The 12,951-nt window shown below is 42.5% G+C and carries 9 protein-coding genes; 1 reads left to right on the forward strand and 8 read right to left on the reverse strand.

What is annotated here, in order from left to right:
* Nucleotides 1-126: 126 nt before the first annotated feature.
* From J2736_RS10855 to kdpB (J2736_RS10875), 5 genes are all read right to left on the reverse strand, one after another.
* Nucleotides 127-798, reverse strand: a complete 672-nt coding sequence (locus J2736_RS10855) for a Crp/Fnr family transcriptional regulator (protein WP_310226315.1) — start codon at nucleotides 796-798, stop codon at nucleotides 127-129.
* A 104-nt stretch (nucleotides 799-902) separates the two neighbouring features.
* Nucleotides 903-3,011: a sensor domain-containing protein gene (locus tag J2736_RS10860; RefSeq protein WP_310226316.1), complete on the reverse strand. Its 2,109-nt coding sequence runs from the start codon at nucleotides 3,009-3,011 to the stop codon at nucleotides 903-905.
* Between the two features lie 198 nt (nucleotides 3,012-3,209).
* The gene (gene kdpB, locus J2736_RS10865; RefSeq protein WP_310226318.1) at nucleotides 3,210-5,237 is read right to left on the reverse strand and encodes a potassium-transporting ATPase subunit KdpB; all 2,028 of its coding nucleotides are present in this window, start codon (nucleotides 5,235-5,237) and stop codon (nucleotides 3,210-3,212) included.
* 106 nt (nucleotides 5,238-5,343) lie between these two features.
* Entirely contained in the window at nucleotides 5,344-6,639 is a 1,296-nt protein-coding gene (locus J2736_RS10870; RefSeq protein ID WP_310226320.1) for a methyl-accepting chemotaxis protein, read from the reverse strand.
* A gap of 35 nt (nucleotides 6,640-6,674) precedes the next feature.
* Nucleotides 6,675-8,693 carry a potassium-transporting ATPase subunit KdpB gene (gene kdpB / locus J2736_RS10875; RefSeq protein ID WP_310226322.1) on the reverse strand — a complete coding sequence of 673 codons (2,019 nt, stop codon included), beginning with the start codon at nucleotides 8,691-8,693 and terminating at the stop codon, nucleotides 6,675-6,677.
* A 1,332-nt stretch (nucleotides 8,694-10,025) separates the two neighbouring features.
* Between kdpB (J2736_RS10875) and J2736_RS10880 the strand changes: the two genes are divergently transcribed.
* Nucleotides 10,026-10,811: an alpha/beta fold hydrolase gene (locus J2736_RS10880; RefSeq protein WP_310226324.1), complete on the forward strand. Its 786-nt coding sequence runs from the start codon at nucleotides 10,026-10,028 to the stop codon at nucleotides 10,809-10,811.
* Nucleotides 10,812-10,867: 56 nt separating this feature from the next.
* Here J2736_RS10880 and J2736_RS10885 read toward each other — a convergent pair whose 3' ends face one another.
* Genes J2736_RS10885 through J2736_RS10895 form a run of 3 tightly spaced genes read right to left on the reverse strand, consistent with a single transcriptional unit; the run spans nucleotide 10,868 to nucleotide 12,921 of the window.
* Nucleotides 10,868-11,059: a hypothetical protein gene (locus J2736_RS10885; RefSeq protein ID WP_310226326.1), complete on the reverse strand. Its 192-nt coding sequence runs from the start codon at nucleotides 11,057-11,059 to the stop codon at nucleotides 10,868-10,870.
* Nucleotides 11,040-11,309, reverse strand: a complete 270-nt coding sequence (locus tag J2736_RS10890) for a diguanylate cyclase domain-containing protein (RefSeq protein WP_310226329.1) — start codon at nucleotides 11,307-11,309, stop codon at nucleotides 11,040-11,042. Before J2736_RS10890 ends, J2736_RS10885 begins: the two co-directional genes overlap by 20 nt.
* A 37-nt stretch (nucleotides 11,310-11,346) precedes the next feature.
* The gene (locus J2736_RS10895) at nucleotides 11,347-12,921 is read right to left on the reverse strand and encodes an S-layer homology domain-containing protein (protein WP_310226331.1); all 1,575 of its coding nucleotides are present in this window, start codon (nucleotides 12,919-12,921) and stop codon (nucleotides 11,347-11,349) included.
* Nucleotides 12,922-12,951 lie beyond the last annotated feature (30 nt).

Genomic DNA, 12,951 nt, shown 5'->3' on the forward strand with positions numbered 1-12,951 from the left:
TTCTTAGAGCGAATTGTTTTACTTCGTTATTAATACATATTTACTTATAAATTAGATTCAATTTTATCAAGTCTAGAGTAAATAGACCGTAACCTAGTCACATAATTTTAAAGCTCAAATAACACTTTACTCGATATAACGTTCGAGTGCGCCACGATCCCTAATCGTAATCTTCCCCCTCGAAAGTTTAATGATTCCCCTTTTCTCAAGCACCTTTAAGATTCTGCTGATCACCTCACGGGCCGTCCCCAATTCCATGGACAAGCAATTATGAGTAATAAAAAGAGTATCTGAATTGCCAGTCTGATCCGCAAGTTGAATAAGAAATTCTGAAACTCTTCCACGAATCGATTTAAAATTAATACTATCTAGTAAATAGGCCAAGTCGAGAGTTCTTTTGATGAATTCCTTAAAGATGAACTCTCGAAAAAGTGGATATCGATCGATCCAACTTTGAAAAATTCTAACAGGAATATTCAACGCCAAACCGACTGTTTCAAAGCAGGCCAAGGCTTCATGTCCAGAGTGGCCCAAAATACTTGAAATCATTAAAGGACAACATTCCCCCCTATGGATTCTGTACAGAGTGATTTCACGACCTGTTGTGCTTATTTTATACATTCTAACGGAGCCATCCAAAATCAAAACTACAAACTCCAAAAACTGTCCTTCCTCAATGATATCCCTGGGTTCCATCTGTACAACTTGTAATCCTTCTTGGTTCCAATCCTCTTCATTAAAGTCTGCCATGCTGGGGAATAATGATCTGATACGCGATACATGTTCAGACTGAATCAACCATTTCAACTCCTTAATTATTATCATAATAATGATAATATCTAATAGTTGAGGTAAAATCTGTGACAAGGTCACATTAAGCCTACTCTGGCCTGCATGCGCCGTTAAGATTCGCGCATACTCACTAGACGCCCTGTCATATCTTCCATAAGGAGCGGCTTACTAAAGAAATAGCCTTGCATTTCAGTGCAACCTTTACTTTTTAGGAATTCAAACTGCACTTCAGTCTCCACACCTTCGGCAATGACCTCAAGCTTTAAGCTTTGAGCCATTGCAATAATGGACGCTGCAATTGTAGATTCCCCCTGTACAGAAGTAATGTCATTGATAAAAGAACGATCAATTTTCAGTCGATCAATTGGAAAGTTACGTAGATAGCTAAGCGAAGAATAGCCTGTACCGAAGTCATCTATGGATACTTGTATACCAAGACTCTTCAAACCTTCAAGTGTTACAATGACTTGTTCTGCATTTTGCATGGCAACACTCTCAGTGATTTCTAACTCCAGATAGACCGGATCGAGCTTAGTTTCCTTCAAAATATCAGCTACAACCTGCACAATATTTGCTTGTTTGAATTGATATGCAGAGAGATTTACGGCTATCCTCATAGGTGCAAACCCTGAATTTTGCCATGCTTTATTTTGTAGACAAGCCGTCCGTAAAACCCATTCTCCTAGAGGAATAATGATACCTGTTTCCTCCGCAAGCGGAATAAAGTCTGCCGGCGATACCATACCACGTTTCGGGTGCAACCACCTGACAAGCGCTTCCACCCCTGTAACCCTACCGGTTTTAAACTCCAGCTGAGGCTGGTACATTAAGAGTAGTTCATTACGTTCTAATGCTTTACGCAGTTCCAGCTCAACAGTAAGCCTCTCAGAAGCCTGAGCGCTCATGATAGGCGTAAAGAACTCGTACTGATTGCGATGACTTTCCTTCGCCCTGTACATGGCCGCATCCGCATTCATCATTAACGTTTGGGCATCTTGTCCATCATTAGGAAAAAGGCTAATTCCGATACTAGTAGTAACTGAACATTCGTGGCCTTCAATGCGAATAGGACGATTAATAGCTTCTATGATATTATTCACAATTAATAGGATAAAACTTTCTTGTTGGAGAACAGGCAATAAAATTGTAAACTCATCCCCACCCATGCGAGCTATCGTGCCATGCTGACCAACACAACTTAAGAGACGTTCTGCAATTTTTTGCAGCAAGGTATCGCCAAAAGCATGACCTAGCGAGTCATTAATATATTTGAATCGATTCAGATCGAGGAACAACACAGCAAGTTTATGTCCACCTCGCTCCGCCTGCTCTAAGCCTCTGGTCAAATGATCCGTGAATAACCGGCGGTTGGGGAGATCAGTTAGCGCGTCATGATATGCCATATGGTTAATCGTTTCCTCTGCTTGTTTATGCTCTGTAATATCTTTGCCAATAGCAAAAACACCGACCACTTGACTGTCGACGATAATTGGAACGAATCGAATTTGCAGATCAACCATATATCCGCGTTTATGTGAAATTGAAATCTCAAAACTTGAGGATCTTCCTTTTTTCGCAAGCAAGAAGGGTCTTAAATAAATAAATCTCTGAATCCCACTCAACAGATGTGCACATGTGGTTCCAACTAATTGATTAGCCGAATAACCTGTTATTTTCTCAGTTGCTGGATTTATCGCTGTAACTACACCCTCCAATTCAAAAGAACAAACTAGATCTGGATTATGATCTACTAAAGATTTATAGCGGAATCTGCTTTCCTCCAACATTCTCTCAGAATCTATACGATCTGTAATGTCTCGAATAATACCTCTAAAACCTGTAGCGGACGTTTCCTCCCCATCTAAGATAAGGACAATCGAACCCTCCACTCGCTTGCTTATGCCATCCTCTCGAATAACCTCCCATTCCACACATTTGACAGCTGTTCCGGAGTGAGCCACCCATTGATACGTTTGTTCCAATTTCTTGGCATCCCCTGCACTCATGAAGTCAGTAATTTGACAGTCGTGTAGATCACTTTCCGATTTTCCCCCGAGAAGTTCCAATAAGGAATGATTGTAAAACAAGAATTTACCTGTCATATCTATTTCATAATAACCGTCTTGAATGCTTTCCAAAGTAGAGCGTATTTTCTGTTCTTCACGTACCAGCTGGGTGGCCTCAATCTGATTAACTTTTTCTATACTGCGCTGAATCATGTTATAAACGAAATAGGAAGTTATTGCCAAGACTCCACTTGATAGCAAATATGAAAGCCCCATCTTGAGAGTAATTTGCAACATGCAAGCGAGCAGTACATAGATCAATACGAGGCGAAATGATATTTTTCTCCCTTCGGCTTTTTTTCTGATGTCTAGAGGATTATCCATATTTATGTACCCCAGTTCTTTAGATGTTCAATTTAAAATATTTAGAAGAGTATCAATAATTTTAATCCCTAGGAAAGGAAGAATCAGACCTCCTACACCGTATATAGCTAAATTTCTGCTAAGCAATTGATTAGCACTCATAGGTTTATAGGTAACCCCTCTCAATGCGACCGGAATTAAGAGGGGAATAATGACTGCATTAAAGATGAGAGCTGAAAGCACAGCAGTCGTGGGTGATTGCAATTGCATGATATTAAAAATTTGCAACTGCGGCATACTAGCCTCAAACATTGCGGGCAGTATGGCAAAATATTTTGAAAAATCGTTTGCAATACTGAATGTTGTAACGGCTCCACGCGTGATAAGCAACTGCTTACCAATCGAAATCACATCTAAGATTTTCATTGGATCTGAGTCGAGATCGACCATATTAGCTGCCTCTTTGGCCACTGATGTTCCGCTGTTCATTGCGATGCCCACATCAGCCTGAGCCAGCGCAGGCGCATCGTTAACCCCGTCCCCTGTCATAGCGACAAGCTTGCCTTCGCTTTGCTCTGCCCGGACTAATTGCAATTTGTCCTCTGGTTTGCTCTCTGCATAATAAGCATCAATCCCAACTTCATGTGCTATGGTTGCTGCAGTCAAGGGGTTATCTCCCGTGCACATAATTGTCCGAATTCCCATTTGATGCAGATATGACAAGCGTTCGCGAATGCCCGGCTTGATCGTATCTTTCAAGTAAATAATGCCTAGAATATGATTATCCTTGCTCACGGCAAGAGGTGTTCCCCCTTTTCTAGCAATGTAATCACTTCGTTCCCCTAGCTCTTCTGGAATATGCCCACCCCTCACAGTGATGTAGCTGCAAATAGCACTAACGGCCCCTTTTCGGAAAAAGCTGCCGTTTAGGTTTAAGCCACTCATACGCTCTTCTGCAGTGAATGAAATCACTTCCCCTTGATAAGCTTTGAGGTCACTTATGTTATGATGCCGTTTACCAAGCTCAATAATAGATCGTCCCTCCGGCGTCTCATCAAACAAGGAAGCGAGAACAGCTGCATCCACAAGCTGCTCCGGTGATACACCTTTAACGGGATAGAATGCCGCCGCCATTCGGTTACCGAAAGTAATTGTTCCGGTCTTATCCAGAATGACTGTGTTGATGTCACCTGCTGTCTCAACGGCTTTCCCTGATTTCGCTAAGACGTTGATCCGTGTGACACGGTCAATTCCCGAAATTCCTATGGCAGACAACAATCCTCCAATCGTTGTTGGGATTAAGCATACGAGAAGTACAACTAACGAGGATATCTCCAAATGAATCCCCACAAATTCAGCCAATGGGTATAAGGTAATTACGACGATTAAAAATATGAGGGTTAGTACGGCAAGCAGGGTCGTCAACGCAATTTCATTCGGCGATTTCTGTCGAGTGGCACTTTCCACCATCTGTACCATTCGATCAAGGAAGGTATGCCCGGGATTAACGGTTATCTCAACTTGAATCCAATCGCTGGCGACAAAGGTCCCGCCAATTACTGAACTATTCTTGCTATTCGCTTCTCGAATGACCAATGCTGACTCCCCGTTAACAGAAGATTCATCGATAGCAGCAATGCCCTCTATAATCCTACCGTCACCAGGAATCAAATCTCCCATTTCCACTAGAACACGATCACCTATACGTAGTTCACTTCCAGCAACAACCGTTATGCTTCCATCATTCGATAACCGCTTGGCCTTTAATTCCTTTCTTGTTTTTATCAAGCTGTCTGCGTGTACTCTGCCTCTGCCCTCAGCCAGTGCCTCAGCAAAATTTGCAAATAAAATCGTAAACAGTAGAACGAAGAAAACGTTAATGTTATAAGTGATCTGATCCTCTGTATGGAAATAAACCGGAAACACAATCAATAAACAAATGATGAAGCTGGCTGTTCCCAGCACGAAAAGCACAGGATTTTTGATCAATAATTTTGGATTTAGCTTCAGTATGCTTTCCAAAAAGGCCCTAATGATCACTTTTGAATGAAATAAATGCTTCAACCTTTGATTCATGAGAAACCACCCTAGAAAGAAATATTGGCCCCAGAATGTTCGAATAAATAAGTACGGCCCCATATAAAGCTCGAAACGTTCCAAATTGAGTCATGATGATCTTCAATCAAACTTTAAACATTCTAACCAAATCGTTAAGCTCATGCCCCATCTTTTGCAGTTCTTCCGTGGCTTGAAATATTTCTTCCATGGATGCGGTCTGATCAAGGGATGAAGATGCGACCAAGTGCGAACTTCTCACAGCCTCTTTAGCAATTGAAGCCAACTCATCGACAGCTGAGGTGATTTGTGTAGCACGGATGAACGCATCATTGGTAATTTCTCTAATTTGCCCACTATGTGTAGTTACTTCATTTATCGCTTCGGATATTTGTTTAAACGCAATGCTGGCTTCTGACATTAGTTCCATCCCTGTGCTTACTTCTTTACTGCTTTGCTGCATGGTATGAAATGCTTGAAGTGTTTCATTTTGAATTGATTTCACAACGCTTGAGATGTGATCTGCTGCCCTTTTGGAATCGACGGCAAGTTTTTTCACTTCATTGGCAACCACCGAAAATCCTCGTCCATGCTCACCAGCACGGGCAGCTTCAATGGAGGCATTGAGCGCAAGTAAATGCGTCGTTTCTGAAATTGTCGTGATGACTCGAACAAAATTGCCAATTTCTTGCGTATGTTCACTTAAGCTCCTGACGTTCTCAGCTGAGTCGTCAAATACAGATTGAATAGACTTGATTTGCGCCCTATTTTTAAATATTACAGCATTGCCAGCGACCGCTTCTTTCACAGCATTTTGGGCGGATGTATCGACGGTTTCGAAAAACTCTGCAATACGTCGAAGACCGTTGTTCATCTCTTCGAGGGTTTTCATCGTTATGGAGACACGGTCAACTTGTCTCTCAGCACCTAGCGTTACCTGATCCATAGAGTCACCAATCTCTTTGGTTGTCTTAACGCTTTGTTCGGCTGTAAAGTTCAATGTTTCCACTCTTGTTGTTACTTGTTGAGAGGAAACTGACACTCTTCGAATCAAACTGCGCAAATTACGCGCCATACGGTTCATTGCTTTTGCCGCATCCCCTAACTCATCCCGATGGCGAATCTGTGAAGAGATTTCTTCTTCCAAAATATGACCGGAAGCCATGTTCTCCATTCTTTCAGCTATTCGGATAGCAGGACGTGAAATTACACTTGATGTCCATAATCCAATTCCAAGAATGCAAGCAAATGAAGCCACGGTAACTCCTAAAGCAGAATTTACACTAGAGGAAAAAACTTCTGCTGCCATGTCCTGCTGCCGAATAGTTTGTACCAAATTGTACCAAACTTGTCCATTAACACCGAGCAGACTGGCTGCCAATGAAAAACTAATCATCAGCTTGATTTGAATTGTATATCTCATGCTATGCCTCCCAATTACTTACCTATACTGCGGAATTAATAAAAGAATTGCATAAACATATCAATCATTTTGATCCCAACAAATGGAACTATAATCCCCCCGATACCGAACAAACAAATATTACGAAACAACAGCTTCTCTGCACTCATTGGCGAATATTTTACACCCTTTACTGCAAGTGGAATTAAAATAGGAATAATAAAAGCATTAAAAATTAGCGATGATAACACTGCAGTTTCCGGTGAATGCAATCTCATGATATTCAATATTTCTACTTGGGGAATTGCAGTAGACAGAATAGCTGGAATAATCGCAAAATACTTAGCAAAATCATTGGCAATACTAAACGTAGTAAGTGCACCGCGCGTGATTAACAATTGTTTGCCAATAAAGATTACTTGAATCAGCTTCGTCGGATCAGAGTCCAAATCCACCATATTCGCAGCTTCCTTAGCCGCAGTGGTACCGCTGTTCATAGCCAGCCCGACATCAGCTTGCGCTAGCGCCGGCGCGTCATTCGTCCCATCTCCTGTCATTGCGACAAGTTTGCCTTGAGCCTGTTCTTCCTTCACAACGCGAATCTTATCCTCCGGTTTACATTCTGCAATATAGTCATCAACACCAACCTCTTGTGCAATGGTTTTGGCTGTAAGCTGATTATCCCCTGTACACATGACCGTTTTGATACCCATTTTTCGCAAATCCTCAAACTTCTCCCTTAATCCTGGTTTAATCGTATCCTTTAAATAAATAATCCCTAACACTTGGTTGTTCCTACAAACTGCTAGCGGTGTACCGCCTTCCTTGGCAATTTCTTCACTGATGAGGATTACCTGTGAAGATCGGATTCCTCCATGTTGTTCAATATGAGAGACGATAGCATCTACGGATCCCTTATAATAAGTTTCTTCGCTCAGAATTAAACCACTCATTCGACTTTCGGCTGTAAATGGAATAACTCTTCCTACTCTATAGTGATCCTCGCACAAGGTATAGTTCATGTTCGCAGCCAGTTCCATAATCGATTGACCTTCTGGTGTTTCATCGTAAATTGATGTTGCTACCGCCGCCTGAATCAACTCTGTTAGCAGTGTCTCCTGTACAGGAACAAAGCGATGTGCCTTCCGATTGCCATATGTAATTGTGCCGGTTTTATCCAAAATAATCGTACTGACATCTCCAGCAGCTTCAACCGCCTTTCCTGACATCGCGAGGACGTTAAACTGAGTTAAGCGATCAATGCCAGCAATACCAATAGCCGACAGAAGAGCACCGATCGTCGTAGGGATTAAACATATGAGTAAAGCGACCAGTGTTGAGGTTTCGACGACAACTCCCAAATATCCAGCCATAGGAATCATTGTGATCGTAACAATAAAAAAGATAATTGTTAGCACAACCAGAAGGGTGTTCAATGCCACTTCATTAGGCGATTTCTGTCGTTTGGCCCCCTCCACCAAGAGAATCATTCGGTCTACAAATGTTTCCCCTGGATCAGCTGTAATACTGACTTTACTCCAATCGCTTATGACCGTCGTTCCCCCAGTAACTGAGCTAAAATCACTCTTTGCCCGCTTTATAACTGGGATAGACTCTCCCGTGATAGCCGATTCATCAACGGCAGCCACCCCCTCTATAATTTCGCCATCTCCTGGTACGAGATCTCCTTTTTCGATTAGGATCACGTCACCTCGTCGTAATTCCGTAGAGTTGACGATTTCCACCTCTCCATTTCTTCGAATACGCTTCGCTTTCGTATCCGTTTGAGTTTTCTTTAAATGTTCTGCGTGCGCCTTTCCTCGCCCCTCCGCCAATGCTTCCGCAAAATTTGCAAACAAAATTGTAAAAAGCAAAATGAAGAAGATGAAAAAATTATAAGCGTGCCTCCCATCAGCACCAAAAGTATCCGGAAAAAGAATCATTAACAATACCAAAAAGGCCCCTGCCTCTACGACAAACATCACAGGACTTCTTAACATGATAATCGGATTGAGTTTCAACACGGCTTCAAGCAGTGCTTTATAAATGATGGGTCTTATCATTTGATTTCGCATGATTGTAGATTCCTCCAATAAACTAAATCTCTTCTAGACTTCGTTGTTACAATTGTTCAATGTGCAGCAGCACATAGACGAGATATAGCAACATTGCTACTGTTAATACACAAATAATAACCATAATGAAATTTCACTCCTTTTGAAAGTTCCATACAACACGTACAATGTACAGAAACCACCCTCAAATAATGAGAGTGGTTCCTTGCGAATCAGCTTCACTATCCTAACAACACATCTGCCTTACGGAAAGATCAACAAAACTCTTTTCATGATAATTTTTCTTTCCTGAATCATTGTAACTCTCAATTGTATAAAAAAGTGTATAGACTCTACTGCATACGTATAAAAAATACATAAAATAACATCTGAAATGTGGATACCGCCTAAATCCCTGGATTCGGAGGTAAACTAAATCAGGACTCGCAAACTAAATGCAATATAAGGAAATAATTCTATTATTTACTATAACTTTGGTCGCGTAAACTGGCAAAGTGGTATTGAAATTCATCACATTCTACCTCTTGAGTGGGGTGGCGACAACAGTATAATAATTCGATCCCACTATATGCTGATAAACATCCTCAATTTACTAGATGGTGGAGTAACTACTAAAACAATAAAGAAGGTGTCTAAATGAATCAACTGGTTTATAAGACATTAAAGAGCTTGAAAGAGCATATAGAAAAATCACCAATAATGACACGAAACAACGTAAATCCTAATCATACAAAAATGCTTAAACCAACTTGTTATAACCACCTTTAGAGTATCGAAAAATTCGGCAAGTATTTCAAGGTCATCGTTACATCATTGTACATGACACCCCTTCATACATTCAGACAGAACTTATGTTTATATTTGCTTTAAGGGCTGAGATTAGAAAGAATACATGACATAATCCGCTCGGAGCCCTTTATATATTAATCTAAGATTAACGCTTTGAGTGATGACATATATAGGACTCTGTCGTGTCCACTTGAATAATTCGGTTCACTCCTCGCCTGCCTTGGTTGGCACAGCAATAAGCAAATAATCACTTTGCATGATGACCTCCACCACTTTCTTTAAACATTCTAACGCCGAACCGTATAAAAAATGCGTAAAAAATCTAAAGCTTTTGTATAAAAAAGCATAAAAGTTTGGATTCACTACCATGAACGGATTCTAAAGAGTTGTGTTTTATAGGCTTAATGGCTAATTCACGCTAGTTTCACTCATATTTGCACCTAAATCAGCTTTGCTCCATTTTACAAAGCCATTTTTAAAAGCGTAATATACGTCTCTAAGCGTAACCAACAAACGAATGCCCTCAGGAGGAATATCTAGACTATGTTTTTACATCATTTTGAAACAGGAACTCAGAATCCTACAACACTCCTATTCCTACACGGAAGTGGTTTAGGCGGCTGGATGTGGCGACCTCATGTCGATCATTTATCAAAATACCATTGCATAATACCAGATCTGCCTGAGCACAGAGGAAGTATTCACAAAGGGATTTTCTCCATTCCTAACGTTGCTGAACACATGGCAGAAATCATTAGTAAGAAGGCGCATGGGAGACGCGCTCATCTCGTTGGCCTCGATCTTGGAGGGCAAGTTGCCCTTCATTTGAGTGTTATTGCACCTGAATTAGTAAATAGCGTTCTTGTCAGTGGTGTCTGTACATCTCCCTCCCTATCGGTAAAATGGCTGGCTTACTTTCATAAATTCATATTGCCAATTAAACATCAGGACTGGCTCATTCGGGCTAAAATGAAGCAATGGGGCATACCTATGAAACATTTTGAAGAGGTTCGGAAAGATATCATCATGCAGGATTGGAGTTCATCTATACGAATTTCAAAAGAAAATTTTGGATTTAAGCTGCCCCGCATCGCTTCGCACCACAAGCTTCCGCCTATGCTGGCAGTGGCCGGCGAATATGAAGGTGCTTCTATTCAACAATCATTACTTAACCTGTGCGCTGCATATCCCAGCTCCAAAAGTTATTTCGTTAGAAGAGCTAAGCATAACTGGCCTTTAGAAAATCCAGCTCTCTTTTCCAAAACAGTGGCATCTTGGATTGTTGGGCATCCCTTGCCTGAACTTCTCGTATCTACCCAACTTAGGTAACAAAAGAGCACCTCCCCACGAAATGAAAAGTGGTCGTAGGTGCTCTTTTATTTAAGTTATCTTGCGTTGAATGTATTAGCTAGACGCACTGTCATATCTTCTGTGTAAAGCAGTTTGCTGAAGACATATCCTTGCATTTCATTACATCCTCCGTTCTTAAGAAGCTCGAATTGCTCCTTCGTATCAAGTTCCAAGTAGGCAGGATGAAGCCCTGTTTCCTTCAAGATATCAGCCACAAGCTGAACCATGTTTGATTGTTAATTCCTGTTCCATCATAAGCCGTTCAGAAGATTGGATACTCATGACTGGTGTGAAGAATTCACCGAAAGCATGCCCCAAGGAGTCATTGATATATTTGAATCGATTTAGATCCAGAAACAAAACAGCTAGTTGATGTCCTCCCCTTTCTGCCTGCTCCAACCCTTTGTTTAGATGTTCCTTGAACAATCTGCAATTCGGGAGATCGGTCAGCGCATCATGATAGGCCATATGATTCATGCGCAAATTTTGGCATTAAACGCGAGCACTATTGTTCCTATTGAGCATCCAAAATCCGAATTATACTAACCACCGCTTCTGCACGGGTGCTGAAAGCCTTCGGCTTCAGCGTACCGTCTCCGTAGCCGTTCAGCACACCCTTAGCAGTCAAAGCTGCAAGCGGCCCTTGTGCCCAGGCGGAGACATCTCCACTATCCTTATAGTCCAAGCCGCTGTTGGCAGATGCCAACTGTGCGGCACGTGCAAGGATTACGGCCATTTGTTCCCGGGTGATGTTGTCATTGGGTCCGAAGGTACCATCTTCATAACCGTCCACGATACCTGAAGCGGAAGCTATTCCAATGGCATCCTTTGCCCAGTGGCTGCCAGTATCAGAGAATGTAGTTCCACCTGTTGCCGTCAAGTGGAACGCTCTGACGATTATGGATACGAACTCGGATCTTGTTACAGTTGAATTAGGCTGGAATGTGCCATCTTGGTAACCGTCAATCACACCTGCTTTTACAAGTTTTTGGATATCCGCTTCCGCCCAATGTCCTTTAATATCGGTCAAGACCGGAGGTTTGACCGATGCTGACTTGTCTACCGCCAATACGGCAAACTTGGTGAAGTGCGTCACACTGCCGGAAATGGTGCCTTTCACTAGGTCGATCTTAATATCGTCCAATTTAACCCATTTGCTAGTTACTTCGTTGTACCAGTACAGTCCCACCTCGTGCTCATCATCCAACAAACTGGTGTTGAACGGAAGAGTGATCGTGACTGGTTTTTGGAAAGGTCCTGCTACATCCTTGATAATCTCATACACATCTCCAGCTAGCTTCGAACCTGGGTCTAGCTTCAGCTGTGAGGTGTTGCTCAACTTTTTAATACTCACAGAGATGTCACTTCCAATTGCTCCTGCCGGCAAGTTAACTACCGCTCCATGATTCTCGACCTTGCCGCCTGTGTCTTTTGGCACCTTAACCACGCCTTCTGGTTCTGGAGTCGAGACAGAAGGACCTCCCCCTCCGGGGTTGCCGGGGTTGCCCGGGCCCGAATTGTTCGACGCGACCACACTCAAGCTCGCAATCACGTTCGTGTCGAAATCGACAGTGTTCATTGCACTGTCCACGGTTATTATTTTTTTCAACTCGACCGTTCCGCTTCCCAAGGCCGTCGCCTCAAAAACCATCTCCGCCAGCACGACTGTCCCTGTCTCTCCGGATATCGGTCCGACTTTCGTAAACGCCAATACAATTTGGCTGCCGTTTACGACAGGCGTAACGGCATAACCGAATCGAGCACTAGATGCGCTTACGAATCGCAAATGTTCGGTGTTGAACGTCGCTTGCAGCTCTGTCGCGTACACATCGGATAGACCCTGACCGATCACCTGGACTCTGACTTCACGGCCGGTGATCGGCTGATTATTTGAAACGGAAAGCGTGTACGTCGGAGCGGCGTAGGCGACCACAGTCGCCAAGGAAAACACGCTTAGCAGAAACGAGCCTGCCAGCAAAAGACTTAAGCAGGCGAGTCGAATTTTTCTCAACACGGCGTAATAACTGTGAACGTCTCTCGATCGGTGAAAAACAGGCAACAGCGCAGTCATCCTCTTCATTTGTCTCATTCCTCAACTTCCTTTCCAAATGGATGGGGG

It is taken from the genome of Paenibacillus qinlingensis, assembly GCF_031455095.1.
GTDB lineage: Bacteria > Bacillota > Bacilli > Paenibacillales > NBRC-103111 > Paenibacillus_E > Paenibacillus_E qinlingensis_A.

What these genes read in the sequence shown, in the direction of transcription:
- J2736_RS10860 (WP_310226316.1), bottom strand. Translation starts at nt 3,011, where the DNA reads ATGATTCAGCGCAGTATAGAAAAAGTTAATCAGATTGAGGCCACCCAG.
- kdpB (WP_310226318.1), bottom strand. Translation starts at nt 5,237, where the DNA reads ATGAATCAAAGGTTGAAGCATTTATTTCATTCAAAAGTGATCATTAGG.
- J2736_RS10870 (WP_310226320.1), bottom strand. Translation starts at nt 6,639, where the DNA reads ATGAGATATACAATTCAAATCAAGCTGATGATTAGTTTTTCATTGGCA.
- kdpB (WP_310226322.1), bottom strand. Translation starts at nt 8,693, where the DNA reads ATGCGAAATCAAATGATAAGACCCATCATTTATAAAGCACTGCTTGAA.
- J2736_RS10880 (WP_310226324.1), top strand. Translation starts at nt 10,026, where the DNA reads ATGTTTTTACATCATTTTGAAACAGGAACTCAGAATCCTACAACACTC.
- J2736_RS10885 (WP_310226326.1), bottom strand. Translation starts at nt 11,059, where the DNA reads ATGGTTCAGCTTGTGGCTGATATCTTGAAGGAAACAGGGCTTCATCCT.
- J2736_RS10890 (WP_310226329.1), bottom strand. Translation starts at nt 11,309, where the DNA reads ATGAATCATATGGCCTATCATGATGCGCTGACCGATCTCCCGAATTGC.
- J2736_RS10895 (WP_310226331.1), bottom strand. Translation starts at nt 12,921, where the DNA reads ATGAGACAAATGAAGAGGATGACTGCGCTGTTGCCTGTTTTTCACCGA.